Source organism: Streptomyces sp. NPDC050636 (assembly GCF_040654775.1).
GTDB lineage: Bacteria > Actinomycetota > Actinomycetes > Streptomycetales > Streptomycetaceae > Streptomyces.
This window is the reverse complement of the sequence record NZ_JBFAIP010000001.1, coordinates 440033-460503: the sequence shown is the minus strand read 5'-3', so window position 1 is coordinate 460503 and position 20471 is coordinate 440033. Positions and strand designations below refer to the sequence as shown.

17 protein-coding genes and 1 pseudogene are annotated in these 20471 nt (G+C 70.2%); 13 read left to right on the top strand and 5 right to left on the bottom strand.

Annotated features, from left to right (window positions below; all coding sequences use genetic code 11):
- The first annotated feature begins 32 nt into the window (after positions 1-32).
- From AB0I10_RS02225 to AB0I10_RS02215, 3 genes are all read left to right on the top strand, one after another.
- Positions 33-557, top strand: a complete 525-nt coding sequence (locus AB0I10_RS02225; protein ID WP_363150339.1) for a GNAT family N-acetyltransferase — start codon at positions 33-35, stop codon at positions 555-557.
- Between the two features lie 119 nt (positions 558-676).
- Positions 677-982, top strand: a complete 306-nt coding sequence (locus AB0I10_RS02220; protein ID WP_363150338.1) for a DUF4229 domain-containing protein — start codon at positions 677-679, stop codon at positions 980-982.
- Between the two features lie 372 nt (positions 983-1354).
- Positions 1355-2701, top strand: a complete 1347-nt coding sequence (locus tag AB0I10_RS02215) for a dicarboxylate/amino acid:cation symporter (RefSeq protein WP_363150337.1) — start codon at positions 1355-1357, stop codon at positions 2699-2701.
- Between the two features lie 77 nt (positions 2702-2778).
- On the opposite strand, the gene AB0I10_RS02210 is transcribed toward AB0I10_RS02215, so the two are convergent.
- Positions 2779-3669 carry an alpha/beta hydrolase gene (locus AB0I10_RS02210; protein WP_363150336.1) on the bottom strand — a complete coding sequence of 297 codons (891 nt, stop codon included), beginning with the start codon at positions 3667-3669 and terminating at the stop codon, positions 2779-2781.
- A gap of 183 nt (positions 3670-3852) precedes the next feature.
- Here AB0I10_RS02210 and AB0I10_RS02205 point away from each other — a divergent pair, with 183 nt between their 5' ends.
- From AB0I10_RS02205 to AB0I10_RS02195, 3 genes and pseudogenes are all read left to right on the top strand, one after another.
- On the top strand, positions 3853-4521 hold the full coding sequence (locus AB0I10_RS02205) for a TetR/AcrR family transcriptional regulator (RefSeq protein WP_363150335.1): 669 nt from the start codon (positions 3853-3855) through the stop codon (positions 4519-4521).
- A 206-nt stretch (positions 4522-4727) separates the two neighbouring features.
- Positions 4728-4909 (top strand): annotated as a pseudogene (locus tag AB0I10_RS02200) (hypothetical protein); the annotation flags it as partial.
- 410 nt (positions 4910-5319) lie between these two features.
- Positions 5320-7176, top strand: a complete 1857-nt coding sequence (locus AB0I10_RS02195; protein ID WP_363150422.1) for an AMP-dependent synthetase/ligase — start codon at positions 5320-5322, stop codon at positions 7174-7176.
- A gap of 545 nt (positions 7177-7721) precedes the next feature.
- Here AB0I10_RS02195 and AB0I10_RS02190 read toward each other — a convergent pair.
- Both AB0I10_RS02190 and AB0I10_RS02185 read right to left on the bottom strand, forming a co-directional pair.
- Complete coding sequence (locus AB0I10_RS02190) at positions 7722-7859, bottom strand: hypothetical protein (protein WP_363150334.1); 138 nt, start codon at positions 7857-7859, stop codon at positions 7722-7724.
- 193 nt (positions 7860-8052) lie between these two features.
- Entirely contained in the window at positions 8053-8256 is a 204-nt protein-coding gene (locus AB0I10_RS02185; RefSeq protein ID WP_003984261.1) for a cold-shock protein, read from the bottom strand.
- Positions 8257-8544: 288 nt separating this feature from the next.
- Here AB0I10_RS02185 and AB0I10_RS02180 point away from each other — a divergent pair, with 288 nt between their 5' ends.
- Positions 8545-9396: a menaquinone biosynthesis protein gene (locus AB0I10_RS02180; protein ID WP_363150333.1), complete on the top strand. Its 852-nt coding sequence runs from the start codon at positions 8545-8547 to the stop codon at positions 9394-9396.
- 23 nt (positions 9397-9419) lie between these two features.
- Here AB0I10_RS02180 and AB0I10_RS02175 read toward each other — a convergent pair whose 3' ends face one another.
- Positions 9420-10520: an alpha/beta hydrolase-fold protein gene (locus AB0I10_RS02175; RefSeq protein WP_363150332.1), complete on the bottom strand. Its 1101-nt coding sequence runs from the start codon at positions 10518-10520 to the stop codon at positions 9420-9422.
- 150 nt (positions 10521-10670) lie between these two features.
- On the opposite strand from AB0I10_RS02175, the gene AB0I10_RS02170 reads away from it, so the two are divergent.
- From AB0I10_RS02170 to AB0I10_RS02150, 5 genes are all read left to right on the top strand, one after another.
- Positions 10671-12512 carry a serine/threonine-protein kinase gene (locus AB0I10_RS02170; protein WP_363150331.1) on the top strand — a complete coding sequence of 614 codons (1842 nt, stop codon included), beginning with the start codon at positions 10671-10673 and terminating at the stop codon, positions 12510-12512.
- A 160-nt stretch (positions 12513-12672) separates the two neighbouring features.
- A complete protein-coding gene (gene mqnC / locus AB0I10_RS02165) occupies positions 12673-13872 on the top strand; it encodes a cyclic dehypoxanthinyl futalosine synthase (RefSeq protein ID WP_363150330.1) in 1200 nt (399 codons plus the stop codon).
- A 7-nt stretch (positions 13873-13879) separates the two neighbouring features.
- Positions 13880-14464, top strand: a complete 585-nt coding sequence (locus tag AB0I10_RS02160; RefSeq protein ID WP_363150329.1) for a hypothetical protein — start codon at positions 13880-13882, stop codon at positions 14462-14464.
- 356 nt (positions 14465-14820) lie between these two features.
- Positions 14821-15519, top strand: a complete 699-nt coding sequence (locus AB0I10_RS02155; protein ID WP_363150328.1) for a demethylmenaquinone methyltransferase — start codon at positions 14821-14823, stop codon at positions 15517-15519.
- 373 nt (positions 15520-15892) lie between these two features.
- A complete protein-coding gene (locus AB0I10_RS02150; protein WP_363150327.1) occupies positions 15893-18211 on the top strand; it encodes a hypothetical protein in 2319 nt (772 codons plus the stop codon).
- A 129-nt stretch (positions 18212-18340) separates the two neighbouring features.
- Here the strand turns inward: AB0I10_RS02150 and AB0I10_RS02145 are convergent, their stop codons facing one another.
- Entirely contained in the window at positions 18341-18868 is a 528-nt protein-coding gene (locus tag AB0I10_RS02145; RefSeq protein WP_363150326.1) for a GNAT family N-acetyltransferase, read from the bottom strand.
- On the opposite strand from AB0I10_RS02145, the gene AB0I10_RS02140 reads away from it, so the two are divergent.
- The gene (locus AB0I10_RS02140) at positions 18759-20306 is read left to right on the top strand and encodes a geranylgeranyl reductase family protein (protein ID WP_363150325.1); all 1548 of its coding nucleotides are present in this window, start codon (positions 18759-18761) and stop codon (positions 20304-20306) included. The genes AB0I10_RS02145 and AB0I10_RS02140 overlap by 110 nt on opposite strands.
- The last annotated feature ends 165 nt before the right edge of the window (positions 20307-20471 follow it).

Here is a 20471-nt window from a genome sequence, read left to right as displayed (position 1 = left end):
GGTTGTCAGGGGTGAGCGTGAGGGGCCGGGGCATGCGCGTGCGCTTCGACCCGGACCCTTCCGTCACCCCTGAACTGCGCGACGGGGTCTGCGCGTTGTGGGCAGATGTCTCCAACGCCGACCGCGCCGTAGGATGCGTGCCGCCGGTCACCCCCGAGGACGTCCGCCCCGATCTGCTCCAGCAGCTGACGGCGATGGCCGAGGGGCGCGCGCGCCTCCTGGTGGGCCGTGACGAGGACGGCCGGGTGGTGGCGACGGCGTTCCTCACCCTCAACACCCAGCGCCTGATGAAGCACTGGCTCTGGGTCTTCACCGTGATGGTGCACCCCACCCTTCAGGGCCAGGGCATCGGCCGCGCCCTGATGACCGCGGTCGCCGACGCAGCCCGAGCCCTCGACGGCATCCGCGGCATCCGTCTCACCTGCCGCGGCGGCACCGGCCTCTCGCGCTTCTACACAACCTGCGGCTACAAGGAGGTCGGCCGGGTCCCCGGCGCGATCAGGGTCGCCGACGACGACTTCCGCGACGACGTCACGATGTGGCTCGATCTGGGCTGACACACGCGGTGAAGGGAGCTGGCGGGCCGGGGCACCGACAGGGGTCAGGAAGATCGCCCGAAGCGCTGTGCTTCACTGGAGCTGACCCTTTCGGTTGCCGTTAAGAAGAAGGTCCGTTCGTGAGTAGCCAGTCCGAGAGCAGCCACAAGTTCGCCACGCTCCGCTACACCGCCCTCCGCATCGGCCTCTTCGTCGCCTCGTTCGCCCTGGTGTGGGTGCTGGCCTACTTCCGGATCATCCCGCTCGGCATCGGCAGCGCCAACACGATCTGGATGCTGCTGCTCGCCATCGTCATCTCCGCGCCGCTCAGCTTTGTGCTGCTGCGCAAGCAGCGGGAGGCGATGTCCGAGCAGATCGTCGCCAAGGTCGACCGCCAGCGCGACCGGCTCGCGGCCAACCAGAGCCAAGAGGACGGGCTGCTGTAAGACGCCTCACACGAGGCCACCGGCACAACAGGCGTCCGGTCGTGGAATCCCCTTCCACGGCCGGGCGTTTGCCTTTGCATGAGCTGCCCGCCCCCGCCCGCCTCCCTGAGAACCCAAAGATTTTCTTTGGGTTCCTCAAAGTTCGAGTGTTAACGTGCTTGTCATGAAGACAGCAGCCGCGCCCTCGTTCCCCATGAGCGTTCCGCTCGTGGTGCGCCTGCATGTCGATCTTTGCCGCTGTATGTCCGCGGCCTGTTGCCGCCGCTGAACCTCTTCGCAGCGGCCGGAGATCCTGCCCGTACGTACGGACCTCCTGGCGCTTTTTCTTCGCCGTTTCCCGACGCCGTCTTATCTGTCCCCGGAGTGTGTCCGTTGTCCACGTCTGCCAAGACCGCCGAGTCTTCCCAGGCCCCCAAGCCCTCCCGAATACCCAAGATCCCGTTCTGGGTCCAGATCCTGGCCGGCCTCGTCCTCGGCGTGGCGCTCGGCTGGGTCGCCAAGAGCGGTGACATCGGCTGGCTCACGACCACGCTGCAGCACATCGGCGACATCTTCGTCCAGCTGCTGAAGCTGGCCGTCGCCCCGCTGGTCTTCTTCGCGATCCTGGTGTCGATCACCAACCTGCGGCAGGTCAACAACGCCGCCCGGCTCGCCACCCGCACCCTGCTGTGGTTCATGGTCACCTCGCTGATCGCCGTCGCGATCGGCCTGGCGATCGGCCTGCTCACCAACCCCGGCTCGGGCACCGGCCTGACCCCCAAGGACGGCAAGCTCCCCGAGCACGCCGGCTCCTGGATCGACTTCCTGACCGGCATCGTCCCCACCGACATCATCACGCCGTTCACCGAGCTCAACGTCCTGCAGATCGTCTTCCTGGCGGCCGTCGCCGGAATCGCGGCCCTCCAGCTCGGCGAGAAGGCCGAGCCGGTCCTCAAGGTCAGCCGCTCGATCCTCGAACTGCTGCAGAAGGCCCTGTGGTGGGTCATCCGCCTCGCCCCGCTCGGCACCGTCGGCCTCATCGGCCACGCCATCGCGACGTACGGCTGGAACCTGATCGGCAAGTACGCGACCTTCACCGTCGACATCTACGTCGGCTGCGCCCTGGTGCTCTTCGGCGTCTACCCGCTGCTCCTCGCCACGGTCGCCAAGGTCAACCCGCTGCAGTTCTTCAAGGGCGCCTGGCCCGCGATCCAGCTGGCGTTCGTCTCCCGCTCCTCGGTGGGCACCATGCCGGTCACCCAGAAGGTCACCGAACGCCTCGGTGTGCCGCGCGAATACGCGTCCTTCGCGGTGCCCTTCGGCTCGACGACCAAGATGGACGGCTGCGCCTCGATCTACCCGGCGATCGCCGCGATCTTCATCGCGCAGATCTTCGACATCCCCCTGGGCATCGGCGACTACCTCCTGATCGCCTTCGTCTCGGTCATCGGCTCGGCCGCCACCGCCGGTCTGACCGGCGCCACGGTCATGCTGACCCTGACCCTCTCCACCCTGGGCCTCCCCCTGGAGGGCGTCGGCCTGCTGATGGCCATCGACCCGATCCTGGACATGATGCGTACGGCCACGAACGTCGCCGGCCAGGCCGTCATCCCGATCCTGGTCTCCGCCCGGGAGAAGATCCTGGACCGCGACGCGTACAACGCGGCGAAGTCCTCGCCGATCGACGAGGCGGATGTGCGTGCGGACGAGCAGCAGGTGACGGTCCCGGCCGCCGCGTAGGGCACGTAGCCCATCAATGACTTGAGCGCCCCGGAAATCCATGGTGATGGATTTCCGGGGCGCTCAGTCGTCGGCCGTCATGCCGCTGGCGTCGTCTGACACATCCCCGTGTGGGTCAGAATCGCGTCGGCCAGCGGCGCGAGTACGGCCGGCGGCAGGGCGTGGCCCATGCCCGGGATCTCGACGAGGCGTGCGCCGTTGATGGCCTGCGCGACGTGGTGGGGGTGCGGCGGCGGGAAAACCGGCTCGGCGGGGGCGGAGACAACGAGCGTGGGCACCTCGTTCTTCGCGAGCCGGTCGGTGCGGAGCATGCCGGAGTGGTCGGCGCGGGCGGGGGCGTCGGAGGTGCGGTAGTGGCCGGTGTGCTCGATGATGCGGCGTTCGAGGGCGCGGAAGTAGTCGGCGTCGAAGGGGAGTTGGTCACCGGCGAGTACGCGCCAGTGTGCGATACGGCGGTCCAGCTCGGCCTCCAGGCCATGGTCCTCGACGGGGCGCGACCACAGCTCCAGGACCTCGGGAGAGATCCCGGGGAGTTCGTCCGCCGGGAGTTCCACGCCGTCAGGGAGGGTGTAGGGGGTGGTGCTGAGGGCGCTGGTGCCGATGAGGCTGGCGCTGATCAGCCGGTCGGGGTGGTCGGCGAGCGTCATCTGGGCCAGCATGCCGCCCAATGACATGCCGACGATATGCGCCCGGTGGATACCCAGTCCGTCCAGGACGGCGATCACGTCATGGGCGAGATCCGCGATCCGGTAGGGCCGCTCATCGAAGGACCAGGCGGACCGGCCGGTGTCCCGGTGGTCGTAACGGATGACCCGGTGACGGGCGGCGAGCATATCGACCAGCGGATCGGGCCAGCCGAGGCCGGACGCCTGGGCGCCCATGATCAGGAGCAGTGGGGGCGCGTCGGCGGGGCCGCGCTGTTCGGTCCAGAGGCGGACACCGGGGGCGGCTTCGACGAACTGGTGCATGGGGTGTCCTCCAGGGTCCGCGGGCGTGTGGAAACGACGTGCCTCGATGTGACGGGCTCCGCAAGAGAGCGCGACGAGACGTATCGTCTCGCGATGGCGGAATCCTGTCAACGTCGAGGGGGCGGAGGGTGAAGATCGTAAACTTACTTTGCAGTAAAGGGGCGGGATGGAAGGGCTTTCGGCGTGGGTGCTGTGAAGAGCAAGCGGGTGCCGCGGGCGGTGCGGGAACAGCAGATGCTGGACGCCGCGGTGCAGACGTTCGCGCGGCGCGGCTATCGGGCTGCCTCGATGGACGAGATCGCCGAGGTGGCCGGTGTCTCCAAGCCGCTGGTCTATCTCTACCTGAACTCGAAGGACGAACTGTTCAACGCGGTCATCCGACGGGAGTCGGAGGCGCTGGTGGCGGCCGTGACGGCGGCCGTCGAGCCGGGGGCCCCGGCCGACCGGCAGCTGTGGAGCGGACTGAAGGGCTTCTTCGCGCACACCGCCGAGAATCCCGACGGGTGGCTGGTGCTGCATCAACAGGCGCGGACGCAGGGGGAGTCGTTCGTGCGCGAGGTGGCGGCGATGCGGGCGGAGATCATGGCCTTCGTGACGGCGCTGATCGGCGCGGCCGCCAAGGAGGCGGGCTGCGACGGTGAGCTGGCCGAACGCGACGTCGCCGGGATCGCGCATGCGTTGGTCGGCGCGGCCGAATCGCTCGCCGAGTGGGCCAACGCCCGTACGAACGACGGCACTTCGGGCGAACGGGAGTGCCCGGCGGCGAAGGACACCGCGGCCATGCTGATGAACTTCGCGTGGGCGGGCCTCGGCCGGTTGGTCGACGGGGAGCGGTGGGCCCCGGGGGGCTGAGGCTCGTCGGCCGCCACGCCGCCTTGGTCGTGAAGAAGGCGGCGTTGAGGCATTGGCCAACTCCTGGCGCTCGCAGTAAATTTACTTCACAGTAAGGTTACTGCTGCGTCAGGAGGTGGTCGGGGCTGAGCTGTCAGGGACCGGCGAAAGACTCGACAGCGAACCCGGCAATCGCTGTCGGCGGCACGGTCGACACAACTTCCGGCATGGCTTCTGGTGCAACGTCCCGCACATCCGGCGGCGCGACGTCCGGCACAACTGGCGCCGTGATACGGCGCGTTGCCGCCATCGACGGCAGCCGGATCCTCTTCGCGCGATCGAACGGCCCCTACGCGACGGCCTCGAATCAGGAGGTGCCGGGGCCCCGCTGGGTGGCCTCGTCGAGCGAAACGGCCTGTCCGGCGCACGGGTATAGGGAGACGGCCGCATGGAGATCCCTGGGCCGCAACCCTAAGGCCGCTGCCCCTCGGCGGAGCCCCTTGCCGAAACCCCTAGGCAGGTTCCCCTAAGGGGCTCCCCATCCCCACTCAAATCCCTACCCCGCACCTCCCGTTCGCTCTCCTCCCCTTCCCGCACCTCCCGTTCCCGCACCTCCCGTTCGCTCTCCTCCCGTTCCCTCTCCGTTCACGCCACGCCACGCCACTCCGCTTCGAAGAAGAAGATGAGGAGCCGCTCGTGTTCAGCCAGGAAAGCGCATCCACCAGCCCAGGCGCCGGCCCCGCCCCCGGACCGGCCGCCACCCCCGTGACCGCAACCGCCCCCGCCGCCACCCCCGTACTCGTAGAGCCCCACAAGACCGTGATCGACGGCACGGTACGGGAGGTCTCGGTCCCCGCCCTGGCACCCCCCGTCCGAACCGGTTCGCTCGGCGACCTCCCGTTCACCAACGCCGCCGAGGCCCCCACCGAGATCGTCCTCGCCCGCAAACAACCCAGCGGCACCTGGCGCGACATCACCACCACGGAATTCGCCGCCGAGGTACGCGCCGTCGCCAAGGGCCTGATCGCCTTCGGCCTGCTGCCCGGCGACCGGCTGGCGATCATGGCCCGAACGACCTACGAGTGGACCCTCGTCGACTTCGCGGCCTGGGCCGTCGGCCTGGTCACCGTCCCGCTCTACCCCACCTCCTCTGCCCACCAGGCGCAGTGGATCCTGCACGACTCCGGCGCTCGCGCCTGTGTCGTGGAGAACGTCGAGGAGACCCGCCTGATCAGCGGCATCCGCACCGAACTCGCCGCCCTCGACCACCTCTGGCAGTTCGACACCGGCGCCATCGCGCAGCTGACCTCGGCCGGCCGGGACCTGCCGGACGACGCCGTCGACCAACGCCGGGCCGCCGTCGTCCCGGAAGCCCCCGCCACCCTCATCTACACCTCCGGCACCACCGGCCGCCCCAAGGGCTGCGTCCTCACCCACGCCAACTTCTTCGCCGAGGTCGACAACGCGATCGAGCTCCTCCACCCCGTCTTCAAGTCGGTCAGCGAGGAGCCCGCCGCCACCCTCCTCTTCCTCCCCCTCTCACATGTCTTCGGCCGCATGGTCGCCATCGGCTGCCTGCGCGCCCGGGTTCGCCTCGGCCACGCCCCCAGCATCGAGACCGACGACCTGCTGGCCGACCTGGCCGACTTCCGGCCCACGTTCCTTCTCGCCATCCCCTACGTCCTGGAGAAGGTCTACAACACAGGCCGGGCCACCGCCGAGAAGATCGGCCGGGCCGCGTCCTTCGACCGGGCGGTGCGCATCGCCCGCGCCTACGGCGAGGCGATCGAGGCCCAGGAGCACGGCACCGGCTCCGGCCCCGGCCTCCGCCTCAAAGCCGCCCGCAAGCTCTACGACCCCCTCGTCTACCGCCGCATCCGGGCAGCGCTCGGCGGCAAGGTCCGCTACGCGATCTGCGGCGGCTCCCCGCTCGGCCACCGCCTCGCCGCCTTCTACTCCGGCGCCGGCATAGAGATCTTCGAGGGCTACGGCCTGACGGAGACCAGTGCGGCAGCGACGGTCACCCCACCCCTGCGCCCCCGCATCGGCACCGTCGGCTGGCCCCTCCCCGGCACCGCCGTACGCATCGCCGACGACGGCGAGATCCTGCTCCACGGCGGCCAGATCTTCTCCGGCTACTGGGACGCGGCCCTGGGCGCGGCCCGCCCGGTGACCGACCAGGGCTGGCTGCCCACCGGCGACCTCGGCGCCCTGGACGCCGACGGCTACCTCACGATCACCGGCCGCAAGAAGGAAATCATCGTGACGACCGGCGGCAAGAACGTCGCCCCCGCGCCTCTGGAAGACCGCCTCCGCGCGCATCCGCTCGTCGGCCAGTGCATGGTCATCGGCGACAACCGCTCGTACATCACCGCACTGATCACCCTGGAACGGGACGGCCTGGCCCATTGGTGCCAAATGAACAAGAAAAGGGACGTCCCGATCACGGAACTGGTCCATGACGAGAGTCTCCTCGCCGACCTCCAGCACGCCGTCGACGACGCCAACAAGCTCGTCTCGCGCCCCGAGTCCATCCGCCGCTTCTCCGTGCTCCCGGTGGACTTCACCGAGCAAACAGGGCATCTCACCCCATCCCTGAAGCTCCGGCGGGCCGCCGTCGCCCGCGACTTCGCCAAGGAGATCGAGAAGCTCTACGAAAGGAACCCAAGGAACTGACCACCCCCTCTGGAGTGACGGCCCTCGGCGCGTCAGACTGGAACCCCGTGTCACCTCTGTGGGGGAGGTGGCACGGGGCCTTGCTTTGGCGTGCCCGCGCTACCCCGCAAGGACATCGATGGATCGGTGAGCGTCCCAGCTGTCCACGGTGCCGAATCGCGGTGGAAGCGGGAGGCGGCGGTCCGCACTCTCCAGGCGACCGTCGAAAGCACTTGTGACGCCTCACCTGGGGGGCAGGGCCACCGCCGTCTGTAAGTTGCACGTGTTGCACCAAAATGCCCAGCCGTTCGCGTCGACGGACCGCGACCCGCACGCAAGGCACGGGTCCCCGACGAAGCTTGCCGCGACCCAGCCGCCGGCCGATGCCGCCCGCCGTCCGATGGCCGTGCACTCCTCCGCGTAGCAGGGGATGCACACCCCTCCCTGCCGGCCCGGCAGCTTCATCGACCGCACCCCGCAGGTGGCGCACGGCAGTATGCCGACGTACTGCACATCCAGGCCGACCGGCCTTCCGTTCCTACTAAAGGCCGCCATGACTGCCTCCTCTATGCCAGGACGGTTCCGGTGTCGCCGCATCCGGAGCACTTCGTGGTGACCGTGTCGCCGCTCGGCGTCTCCCACTCCACGGAGCCTGTGCCACCGCAGTCGGGGCACGGCTTCTGTGGGGGCATGTCCTCGCTCATCTTGCCCAAGGTAGGCCACGTCATGTTCCGATGTGACCACTTTCCGTGATCACTTCAAGGCGGGCGCCGGCAGGCACCGCAGTGGAGAGAACGGCCCGTATACAAAGGCAGGAGCCCCTCTCCCCACCGAAGTGGAGGAGCGGGGCTCCTTGGGTACTGCTAGCTAGATCGACCTGAGGTCGGTCTGGGCAACTTAGACCGGCGTAACGTTCTCCGCCTGCGGGCCCTTCGGACCCTGGGTGACGTCGAAGTTCACCTGCTGGTTCTCCTCAAGGGAGCGGAAACCAGAGGCGTTGATCGCCGAGTAGTGGACGAAGACATCCGGGCCGCCGCCGTCCTGGGCGATGAAGCCGAAGCCCTTTTCAGCGTTGAACCACTTGACGGTTCCGGTAGCCATAAGCCCTCCTTGGGCCAAAGGGTTGCCCTGCTCCAGAACCTGCAAACAAGTCTGAAAACTACAAAAGCCTGCGGGTCACATGCTCCGCAGGCTCTGTACTGCAAGGGAAACCAAACTGCAACTTGCGCTGAGCGTAGCATGTGCCGCTCGTGAGGTGGAAGAGCCAAAGATCACGTTTATTCGATCGCCGCAGTGGCCATACGCGGACCCGCCGCATCGCCCCATGGCCAGCAGGTCTAGCCTCCGCATGTGGACAATTCAACCTTCGGAGACGCACCCGCAGGAGCCGTGGCCGACCACCGTCGCAGCCGGCCGCGGGTGGGCCACATCCAGTTCCTGAACTGCCTGCCCCTCTACTGGGGCCTTGCCCGTACGGGCACCCTGCTCGATCTGGACCTCACCAAGGACACCCCGGAAAAGCTCAGCGAGCAGCTGATCCGCGGGGAACTCGACATCGCGCCGGTCACGCTCGTCGAATTCCTGCGCGCCGCAGACGATCTTGTCGCTTTCCCGGACCTCGCCGTGGGCTGCGACGGGCCGGTGATGTCCTGCGTGATCGTGTCGCAGAAGCCGCTGGATCAGCTGGACGGTGCCCGGATAGCGCTTGGGTCGACCTCGCGCACCTCCGTGCGGCTGGCGCAGCTGCTGCTGGCCGAGAAGGTCGGCGTGCGGCCCGAGTACTACACGTGCCCGCCCGACCTCGGCCTGATGATGCAGGAGGCGGACGCGGCGGTGCTCATCGGGGACGCGGCGCTGCGCGCGAACCTGCACGACGGCCCGCTGCTCGGGCTGGAGGTCCACGACCTCGGGCAGATGTGGAAGGAGTGGACGGGCCTGCCGTTCGTCTTCGCCGTGTGGGCGGCCCGGCGCGACTACCTGGAGCGCGAGCCCGGCATGGTGCAGAGCGTGCACGAGGCGTTCCTCGCGTCCCGTGACGTGTCGCTGGAGGAGGTCGCCAAGGTCGCCGAGCAGGCGGCCCGCTGGGAGAACTTCGACGAGTCGGTGCTGGAGCGTTACTTCACCACGCTGGACTTCCGCTTCGGGGCCGATCAGCTGCGGGGCGTCACGGAATTCGCCCGCCGGGTCGGGCCGACGACCGGATTCCCGGCCGATGTGCGGGTGGAGCTCCTGGGCAGGTAGGGGCCGGCCCGCCCCGGGGGCCCCTAAGCCGACGGTGTGGGGGCGCGGAGGACCTTGCTGATCGCCTCCAGGCTGGCTTCCCGCATGCCGCGAACGTAGCCATGGGCGTTGTGGTCGCCGTCCTCGATGATGTGCAGACGGGCCTTGACCGGGCCTTTTCCGTACTCCCGGACGAAGCGTTCGAGGTTCTGCCGGCCGCTTTCCTCGGTGCCGATCTGGAACTGGATGTGGACGTCCGGGGCGCCGGGCCTGGCCGCGAGCGCCTTGGCCAGCCGCTCCGGGTCGTTCTCCCGCATCTCCCGCTCGTGGCCGCGCCAGAGCGGTGAATCCGGCCGGGTCTCGGGGCCGCTGGCGATCACGGCCTTGAAGCGGTCCGGGTGCTGGAGCACCTGCTTGAGGCCGACGAAGCCGCCGGACGAGGAGCCCATGAAGGCCCAGCCGTCGCGGGAGGCGAAAGTCCGGAAGTTGGCCCTGACCAGGTCCGGGACGTCGTCGGACATCCAGGTCCCCATCTTCGGCTGCCCGGGGATGTCGCTGCCGTCGTAGTAGTGGTCCGCGTCCGGGTTCAGTACCGGCATGACCACGGTGAACGGCTTGCTCCTGCCCTGCGCCGCCATCTCGCTGATCGTGCTCTGCAGCTTGAGGTCGGTGCCCATCCAGTAGTTCATGGGGTAGCCGGGGCCGCCGGGCAGTGCGATCAGGACCGGGAACGCGCTCTTGCGGTACCGCTCCTCGTAGTACTCCTTGGGCGCCCACACCCAGACCTTGCCGGTGAACCCGGACTTCTTGCCGTGCAGCGTGGTGACGCCGATCTTGGTGCCGTCGTCGAGGGTGTTGGCGGTACGGAACTCCGCCTGCGGGCCGGTCGGCATCCGCACCGAGGCGTCGGCGGAGCCCGCCGGTGCCCGGTCCTCGGCGTCGCCGTCCGGGCCCGGCCGGTTGAACGACATCGGTTCGCCGTTGTCGGAGAACACGTCGAGAGGGCCGAGCACGGCGACGGCGGCCAGGCCCAGGGCCCCGATCAGGGCACCGGCCAGCCACCGCCGTTTCCTGGGTATGCGGCGTCTGGCGCGGTACTCCTGCCGCGGGCCGTAGGGGGGCGCTGCCCCGGGAGACTGGTACACGGACGTACTCCGGACGGTCACACTGCCGTGAAGGGCAGGTTGGTCGACTTGCTCCCTGTTTGATGCGGAAAGCGGGATGGAGGTTTCCACGGACCGGGCATGACATGGGTCATAAGCTGTTGTGCGCCGTGACGACGGGGGAGGCAAGCCATGGAGCCGCTGGCTGGGGAGGACCCACGGGTCCTGGGCGGGTACCGGCTGCTGGGCCGGCTCGGAGCGGGCGGCATGGGCCGGGTCTATCTGGGGCGCAGCGTGGGCGGGCGGACCGTCGCGGTGAAGGTCGTCCACGCGCATTTCGCCGCCGACGACCAGTTCCGGGCCCGCTTCCGGCGCGAGATCGAGTCGGCGCGCCGGGTGGGCGGCACCTGGACCGCGCCGGTGCTGGACGCCGATCCGGACGCGGCCGCCCCCTGGATCGCCACCGGCTATGTCGCGGGCCCGTCGCTCTCGCAGGCCGTCGGCGAGGTCGGGCCGCTCGCCGAGCACTCCGTACGGGCTTTGGGCGCCGGGCTGGCCGAGGCGCTGGCCGCGGTGCATGCGCTCGGGCTGGTGCACCGGGACGTCAAGCCGTCCAATGTGCTGCTGACCCTCGACGGCCCGCTGCTGATCGACTTCGGGATCGCGCGGGCCACGGAGGGCACCGCGTCGCTGACCTCGACCGGTGTCTCCATCGGCTCGCCCGGCTATATGTCGCCCGAGCAGATCCTCGGCAAGGGCACGGCGGGCGCCGCCGATGTGTTCTCGCTCGGCGCGGTGCTGGCGTACGCGGCCACCGGTGCCGGCCCGTTCGCCGGGGACAGCTCGGTGGCGTTGCTGTACAAGATCGTCCACGCGGAGCCGGAGCTGGGGCCCGAGCTGAACGGCGAGCTGCGCGAGCTGGTGGCGGCCTGCCTTTCCAAGACGCCCGCGGACCGCCCCACCCCGGATGTGCTCGCGGCGCGCCTGGCGGGCGAGCGCAGCGGCGGCGCCGCCGAGCTGGTACGCGCCGGCTGGCTGCCGGGGGCCCTGGTGGAGCGGGTCAGCAGGCAGGTGGTGGAACTGCTGAACCTTGATACGGGGGAGGGGACGGGCGGGGCGGCGCGCGCGCCGCTCGGTGGGGCGTTCGGGCCGCCGGACCCCTCGTACGAAGCGACGGAGCCGTCCTACGGGGCGGGTGCTGCGTACGGGGCGGATGCCCTGCGCCAGGCCCCGTCGGATGAGGGCGCGTCCGGGCTGGTGCCGTTCGACGCGCCGGTGCAGTCGCCCGGTCCGCCGTCCGCCCCTCCGCAGCACGCGTCCTGGCCGGTCGCGGGGGGCGCGGGGGCGTCCTCCGGGGGCCCGGTTGCCGCACCGGCCGGCCCCGCTTCCGCGGCTACCGGTCCCGCCCTCGCCGATCTGCCGACCGGGTCCCCGGGCGCCGCCCCCAGGGAGCGGCGGATCGCGCTCACCGGGGCGGTGGGCGGCAAGGACCGGCCGCGCCGGGTCAGCTGCTCGCTGGTGTTGTCGGTGGCCGGTGCGCTGGCCGCCGCGACGACCGCCGCGTTCGTCTTCAATCTGCTGCCGGGCCGGGGCGGTGGCGGCGACAACGCCGCGGACCGGCCGCCGGCCGGGAGCAGGCCGACGCCCGCGGCCACCGAGGACGGTGACCCGCGCGCCGAGGCCGCGGTCGCCAAGGGCTTCCTCGGCACCTGGAAGGGCAGCGTCCGGATGTCGAACGGGATTCCCAACGGCACCATGACCAGCGTCATAAAGCCCGGCGGCAAGGGCGACTACGTCATCCACACCACGTATGACGCGGTGCTGGTGGTCTGTGAGGCCAAGGCGAAGCTGGTGTCGTCCACCGAGACCAGGCTGGTGCTCACGGAACGCGCCGACGGCAAGCAGGGACCGGGCTGCACCGGTAACAAGTCCACCGTGACGTACACCCTCCGCAAGGACGGCAAGATCGGCTACACCTCGGACGACGACGCGGGCGGTACGCCGACGGCGACGCTGGCGAAGAACGGCGGCTGACGGCGGGGACACTCCACGGCCCGGCCGCCCCCGGCCGCCCGGCCGCCACCAACGCCGTCGGACCTCTGGCGTACGCTGGATCGGTCGTCAATGCGCGTTGCCATGCACGTCATGCGCGTCGTTATGTCCGTCTCATGCCCGCCTCCGAAGGGACGCCCCGGTGACCGAGAACGCCGACCTCCAGTCCGTACTCGACCGCGCCGCGCAGGGCGGCCGCATCACGCCGGAGGAAGCGCTCGACCTGTACCGCTCCGCGCCGCTGCACGCGCTCGGCTCGGCCGCCGACGCCGTGCGCCGCCGCCGCTACGCCGGCACCGAGCACATCGCGACGTACATCATCGAGCGCAACATCAACTACACCAATGTGTGTGTGACGGCCTGCAAGTTCTGCGCGTTCTACGCCCCGCCCAAGGACACCGCCAAGGGCTGGACCCGCGACCTCGACGACATCCTGCGCCGCTGCGCGGAGACCGTCGAACTGGGTGGCACCCAGGTCATGTTCCAGGGCGGCCACCACCCGGACTACGGCGTCGAGTACTACGAAGAGCACTTCTCGGCCATCAAGAAGGCCTTCCCTCAGCTGGTCATCCACTCCCTGGGCGCCTCCGAGGTCGAGCACATGGCCCGGATCTCCAAGGTGTCGCCCGAGGAGGCGATCCGCCGGATCCACGCCGCGGGCCTCGACTCGTTCGCCGGCGCCGGCGCCGAGCTGCTGCCGGCCCGTCCACGCAAGGCCATCGCGCCGCTGAAGGAGTCCGGCGAGCGCTGGCTGGAAATCATGGAGACGGCGCACCGGCTGGGCGTGGAGTCGACCTCCACGATGCTGATGGGCACCGGCGAGACCAACGCCGAGCGCATCGAGCACCTGCGGATGATCCGCGACGTCCAGGACCGTACGGGCGGCTTCCGCGCCTTCATCCCGTACACCTACCAGCCGGAGAACAACCACCTGAAGGGCCAGACGCAGGCCACCATCTTCGAGTACCTGCGCATGATCTCCATCGCCCGGCTCTTCCTCGACAACATCGCGCACATCCAGGGCTCCTGGCTGACGGTCGGCAAGGAGGCGGGCCAGCTCTCGCTGCACTACGGGGCCGACGACCTGGGCTCCGTCATGCTGGAGGAGAACGTGGTCTCCTCGGCGGGCGCCAAGCACCGCTCCAACCGCATGGAGCTGATCGACCTGATCCGCAAGGCGGACCGGGTCCCGGCGCAGCGCGCGACGACGTACGAGCACCTCGTCGTGCACGACGACCCGGCCAACGACCCCGTTGACGACCGCGTCGTCTCGCACATCTCCTCGACGGCGATCGAGGGCGGGACGGCTCATCCGGAGCTGAAGCTCGTCGAGGCGAACTGAGCGACCGGTGCTCACTCTTCACCGTGTGCGTGGTGTCCGGCTCGTCGACGACGGCGAGTTGGCGGCCGGGTACGCGGTGGTCGTCTCGGGTGACCGCATCGCGGCCGTCGGCCCCTACGAGGAGCTGTTCGCGGCGTACGGGACGGAGGTCCCCCCTGCTCAGCCGAGAGCTCGGGGGAGGGCACGGGTCCGTGAGTGGGACGGCGTACTGACGCCCGGACGCCATGAGCCGGACGGTGCCGCGCTGCTGGAGGCCGCCTACCACCCCGACCCGCGCGAGGCGGACGAGCTCGGCACCGAGCCGGTCACGGGGGCGGCCCTGGCGGCCCTCGACATGACGGAGGCCCGCTGGGGCGCCAGCGCCCGGCGTGGGCTGCAACGCCTCCTCGGGTGCGGGACGACGGCGCTGACCGGGCCGTTCACCCGGCCCGCGGTCCGTACGGCCGTCCAGCGGTCCGGGCTCGTGGAACTGCCTGAACGGCGTCCGCGCGCGTTGACCGCAGGCGGGGCGGCCGACTTCGCCGTCTTCGGCGAGGACGGTACGTGTCTGGCCACCGTTCTCGCCGGGCGGCTCGTCTTCCGGCGGCGCTGAAGGCGGTCGTCAGCGGGCCTACCGGCATCTACCGGCAATTACCAGCGCTTACCGGCAGTTGCCCGCGGTCCGTTGGTCGTCGGCCCGGCGAGCGTTGCCGACTTCCCGGTGATCTTCGTCAAGAAGTCGTCAACGCGGTCTCCTTGCACGTCAAAGCGGTGTCAACGGAAGCGGACCGGGCAATTCCGCCCGGCATGATCGTTGCTGCGGGGACGGCCGGACCGGCCGCTCACGATGCACTGCACCGCTGCACCGCCCGGATGTTCTGAGGGGGGCACGCGGCCGTCCCCGACCAACGTCCCGCCGCAGAGTGTGCCCGGTGCGGGCCCGACACCCGCACGGTGGACAATGGGCGGGTGACCCGAGCATCCCTGGACAAGCAGCCGCACGAAGTCGCCGCGATGTTCGACGACGTGGCGGCACGGTACGACCTCACCAACGAAGTGATCTCCCTGGGGCAGGCCCGCCGGTGGCGCAAGGCGGTGGACCGCGCGGTGGCCGCCCGGCCCGCCGAGCGGGTGCTCGACCTCGCGGCCGGCACCGGCACCTCCTCGCTCCCGTTCGCCAGGACCGGGGCGTATGTCGTGCCGTGCGACTTCTCCGTCGGCATGCTGGGCGAGGGCAAGAAGCGGCACCCGTGGCTGCCCTTCACCGCGGGCGACGGCACCCGGCTCCCCTTCGCGGACGAGGTGTTCGACGCCGTCAGCATCTCCTTCGGGCTGCGCAACATCCAGGACACGGACGCCGCACTGGCCGAGCTCTACCGCGTCACCAAGCCCGGCGGCCGGGTCGTGATCTGCGAGTTCAGCGAACCGACCTGGGCGCCGTTCCGGACCGTCTACACCGAGTACCTGATGCGCGCGCTGCCGCCGGTCGCCCGTACGGTCTGCAGCAACCCGGACGCTTACGTCTATCTCGCCGAGTCCATCCGCACCTGGCCCAACCAGCCCGAACTCGCCGCACGGCTGCAGGGCGCGGGCTGGACCAAGGTCGCCTGGCGCAATCTGACGGGCGGCGTCGTGGCGCTGCACCGGGGGACCAAGCCGGCGAGCTGACCGCTTCGGACTCGCTTGCATAACGTCCCTTCGAACCTCCCTTCACCGGGAGTGCATTGCCGGGAACCATGCGTACGACAGCCATGTCTGTACGTTCGCCAGTGGCAGCTGTCCGCGCTGCCCTTTGATCTTCCCGGAGCCCGTCTTGTCCTCGTTCTGCCCGGACTGTGGTTCTGCTTCGCCGCCTGAGGCGCGCTTTTGCATGGGGTGCGGGCGGGAGCGGCAGGCCGCCGCGCCGCCTGCACCGGACGGGCCGCCCCCGCCGCCCGCCGGGCCGCCGCCGGCTCCTGCGGCTGCGCCGCCCGGGTATGCGCCGTACGCCGCTCCCGCCGTGCCCCAAGCTCTCAAGGCGCAGGGGGGACCCCCAGCGCCCGTGGCCGCCTTTCTCGCCCGCACGGCGAAGGGCGACTGGCTCTCGGCCCTGAAGATCGCGGCCTGGCCGACGTTGACCCTGCTCGTCCTCGCCGGCCTGCTGGGGATCTTCTCCACCGACGACCCGGATATGGCCGCCCTCGGCTGGGGCGTACGGATGCGGATCGCGCTCGCCCTGCTGCTCCAGAGCATCGGCGGAGGAGTCACCGTCGCCGGCAACACCTCCGCGTCGCTGCTACCGCTCGGCGGCGATCTCGCGGGTGAGGCGTCGCTGTCGTTGGTGCCGCTGGTGGTCACCGCGCTGTGGGTGGCGATGCTGGTGTTTGCCGTCCGCCGGGCCGGGCGGGCGGGCGCCGTAGCGGGGGAGGGCGCCACGAGGGCCGCCGTACCGGGGGTGTTCGCGCCGGGTACCGCTGTATTGGAGACGGTCCTGCGGGTCGCGGCGCTGTGCGGCGTCGGCACCTTCTTCTTGGGCCTGCTGGCCCAACCGTCCTACGCCGGCGCCGAGTTGTCCTCCTCGCCGTGGCTCGCGCTGCTGTGCTCCCTTCTGCTGGCGGCCGTGGTGACCGGCGCGGTGCTCGCGCGCGCCGAGACCAATGCCTGGCTCGCCGCCCGGCCCGCGTGGCACGCCGCCGTCAGGGCGCTGCGCACCGCGCTGTTCGCGCTGTTGACCGTCGTCATGGTGGCCGGTGTGGTCGCCTTCGTGACCGTGCTCGCCACGGCGAACGACGTCGATGGCGGCCAGGTCGTCGCCATGCTGGTGCTGCTCCCCAACCTCGGTGCGATGGCGCTCGCGATGGCCTGGGGCGCGCCGCTGAACGCCGAGTGGAACCTCCCGGACATGCCCTTCCTGGAGTCCGGCCGGCAGTCGATCGGCTACTCCGAGCTGAGCGATCTCGGCGGCGGCTGGGGGCTGTTCGGCATCGTCGTGGGCGGTCTGGTCGGTGCGCTCCTCGTCGGCTTCGTGGTCGTACGACGCAGCGCCGACCGGCGCGAACAGCTGCTGGCGGCGGGCTTCTTCGTCGTCGCGCTGGAGCTGCTGGTGCTGGCCGCGGGGGCGAGCATCACCGCGACGTTCTACGACGGGGGGAGCGGCGGTTACGGGGACGGCTCCGGCTACGGCAGCACTTACGGTCCCGGCGGCCCCGGAGGTGGCCCGAGCTTCGGTGCCCACGCCGAACTGGCCGCGGGCGGCGCCGAAACGCTGCTGTTCGCGCTGCTGTGGACCTTCGGGGCGGTGCTGCTCGCGCCGTATCTGCTGATGATCGTGGGGCGCGGCGGCCCGTCCGCCCCCGCGGCTCCGGCCGCTCCGTACGGCGATCCCGCCGCGGCTCCCGGCGGCTACGGCTACCCGGCGCCGAACGCGCACCCCGCTCCTCCGACGGCCGCTCCTCCGACGGCCGCTCCTCCGACGGCCACCCCTCCGACGGCCGCCCCGGCCGCACCGCCCACCGCACCGGCCTCAACGCCCGCTCCCGCTTCCCCTCCTGCCTCCACTCCCACCGCGCCCGATCTGCCTGCCGTGCAGCTCGGCCACCCGGCGCCGCCCCCGGGCGAGACACCGCCGCCGGCCTTCCCGGAGGAGCCGCGGAAACCGCGCCGGCGAGCCGTGAAGTGGGTGTCCCTCGCCCTCGCCGCGTTCCTGGTCGGCGGCGGTGCCACGGCCGGTGCCCTGTACTTCAAGAACCACAGGGGCGGCACCGACGACAAGGCCGACAAGCCCGCCGCGACGAAGAGCAAGGAACCGGCAGGCGACGCCGGCTCGTCCGCGTCCCCGTCCCCGTCGCCGACCGGCACGCCCACCGCCGGCCCCACCGACGGCCCGACTGACGGCCCCACCGACGGTTCCTCCGCACCCGGTGCGGGCCTGCCCGACGGCTTCGTCCAGAAGGACGACCCCATGGGGTTCTCGGTCGGTGTGACGGAGAGCTGGCAGCGCTCGCAGAAGGGCAGCCAGACCGACTACAAGGCGCCGACCGGCGTCGCGTACCTGCGTATCGGCGTCATCCCCAACGCCCCGCAGTCCTCGTACGACAACTTCCTCACCCTGGAGAAGGGTGCCAAGAAGCGGACCAACTACCAGCGGGCGGACCTGAAGCGGAACACCTTCCAGGACAGCGACGGCGCGCGCTGGGAGTTCACCTACGTCAATGACAACGGCAACACCATCCACGCCATCGACCAGGCGTATGTCGCCGCCGACGGCACCGAGTACAGCATCTATTACGAGTGCCTGGAGATGGACTGGGACGCGGAGAGCGACCAGGTCTTCAGCACGGCACTGAAGACCTGGTCCGTCAGCGCCAACGACGTGGACTAGCCGACGACGTGGGCTAGGCAGCGATGTGGACTGGGCAACGACACGGGCTGGCCGCGACCGCAAGGCACACGGGGCCACCGCGAACGAACGCGGTGGCCCCAGGCTCATGCCTCTATGCCTCTCTTCCCCTCACACATCAAGCCGATGGCAGTAGGCCGTCCGCTTCCCCACCGGCGTGATCACCGTCTCCGCCTGCCGCATCCCCAACCGCCGGGTCACCGCTATGGACCGCTCATTGCGCGCGTCCACCATCGCGACCACGTGCCGGACCCCGGCCGCCCGTACGGACTCCAGCGCGGCCTGCGCCGCCACCGTGGCGTACCCCTTGCCCCAGTACGCCCGGCCGAGCCGCCAGCCGATCTCGATCTCGCCCGCCGGACCCCACTCCCAGGGCCACGGCTGCGCGCCGGTGAACCCGATGACCGCCCCGTCCGCCGGATCCAGCAGGGTGTAGAAGCAGAATCCCAGCTGTGCATCGTGTTTGCGCTGGCGCGCGGTGAGTTCCTCGTACACCGACAGCTCGGCCGCGGAGCCGCCGTGGAACTCCATGACCTCCGGGTCATTGAAGACCCGGTGCCAGTGCAGCGCGTCCTCCTCGGTGGGTACACGCAGCTCAACAGCGGGCAGTGAGGCGTGCACAGGCTTCTCAGGCTTCATGGGGCAACCCTTCAGGTCTTTGATCACCAAGGCCCCCATAGACTGCACATGCCCAGTGCCGGTCGGCACCCAGATATCCAGATATCGACTTCCGGGAGACCCCGCCGTGACCGAGTCCGCGTCCGTGACCGAGTCCGTGAGCACGCCTCGCTCAGAGCGCAGCGCGGACGTGATCGTCGTCGGTGCCGGGCCGGCCGGCTCGACGACCGCCTACCACCTCGCCAAGTCCGGTCTCGATGTCCTCCTCCTGGAGAAGACCGCCTTCCCCCGCGAGAAGGTCTGCGGTGACGGCCTCACCCCGCGCGCGACCAAGCAGCTCATCGCGATGGGCATCGACGTCTCGGAGGAAGCGGGCTGGCTGCGCAACAAGGGCCTGCGCATCATCGGCGGCGGCTCCCGGCTGCAGCTCGACTGGCCGGAACTCGCCTCCTTCCCCGACTACGGACTCGTCCGCAAGCGCGATGACTTCGACGAGCAGTTGGCCCGGCAGGCCGAGAAGGCCGGCGCCCGGCTCTACGAGCGCTGCAACGTCGGCGCGCCCATCATCAACGAACTCACCGGCCACATCGAGGGCGTGCACGCCAAGCTCGGCGAGGCCGGGTCTGATTCACGAGACACGACCCCGGTCACCTTCCGCGCCCCGCTCGTCGTCGCCGCCGACGGCAACTCCACCCGCCTGTCGCTGGCCATGGGCCTGCACCGCCGCGAGGACCGCCCCATGGGCGTCGCCGTGCGCACGTACTTCACCTCTCCGCGCCACGACGACGACTACCTGGAGTCCTGGCTGGAGCTGTGGGACCGCCGCGGCCCCCAGGACCGCCTCCTCCCCGGCTACGGCTGGATCTTCGGCATGGGCGACGGGACCTCCAACGTCGGCCTCGGCGTCCTGAACACCTCCGCCGCGTTCAAGGAACTGGACTGGCGGGAGGTCCTCAAGGCCTGGTGCGCCTCCATGCCGGCCGACTGGGGCTACACCCCGGAGAACATGTCCGGCCCGATCCGCGGCGCCGCCCTCCCCATGGCGTTCAACCGCCAGCCCCACTACACCAAGGGCCTGCTGCTGGTCGGTGACGCGGGCGGCCTGGTCAACCCGTTCAACGGCGAGGGCATCGCGTACGCCATGGAGTCCGGCAGCATCGCCGCCGAGGTCATCGTCCAGGCCCACGCGCGCGCGACGTACGCCCAGCGCGAGCTGGCCCTGCAGCGCTACCCGAAGATCCTCAAGGACACCTACGGCGGCTACTACTCCCTCGGCCGTGCCTTCGTGAAGCTCATCGGCAACCCCAAGGTCATGAAGATCGCCACCCAGCGCGGTCTGACCCACCCCCTCCTGATGCGCTTCACCCTCAAGATGCTCGCCAACCTCACCGACCCCACGGGCGGTGATGCGATGGACCGCATCATCAACGGTCTGAGCAAGGTCGCGCCGAAGGCGTGACAGAAGCAGTGCCGAAGGCGTGACGCAACGTTGTGCCGAAGGCGTGACAGGGGGCTAGGCGCCCGTCCTACGGCACACGCACCCCGACGGCCTCCGCAGGCGTGAGCCCTGCGGTGGCTACGGGGGAGGTTCACGCCATGCGGGACATGGAGTCCTGAGGCAGTC

Coding starts and splice junctions, on each gene's coding strand:
- AB0I10_RS02140 (WP_363150325.1), top strand. CDS start 18,759: ATGACCTCCGGGTCATTGAAGACCCGGTGCCAGTGCAGCGCGTCCTCC.
- AB0I10_RS02145 (WP_363150326.1), bottom strand. CDS start 18,868: ATGAAGCCTGAGAAGCCTGTGCACGCCTCACTGCCCGCTGTTGAGCTG.
- AB0I10_RS02185 (WP_003984261.1), bottom strand. CDS start 8,256: ATGGCTACCGGAACCGTCAAGTGGTTCAACGCTGAAAAGGGCTTCGGC.
- AB0I10_RS02170 (WP_363150331.1), top strand. CDS start 10,671: ATGGAGCCGCTGGCTGGGGAGGACCCACGGGTCCTGGGCGGGTACCGG.
- AB0I10_RS02210 (WP_363150336.1), bottom strand. CDS start 3,669: ATGCACCAGTTCGTCGAAGCCGCCCCCGGTGTCCGCCTCTGGACCGAA.
- AB0I10_RS02190 (WP_363150334.1), bottom strand. CDS start 7,859: ATGAGCGAGGACATGCCCCCACAGAAGCCGTGCCCCGACTGCGGTGGC.
- AB0I10_RS02225 (WP_363150339.1), top strand. CDS start 33: ATGCGCGTGCGCTTCGACCCGGACCCTTCCGTCACCCCTGAACTGCGC.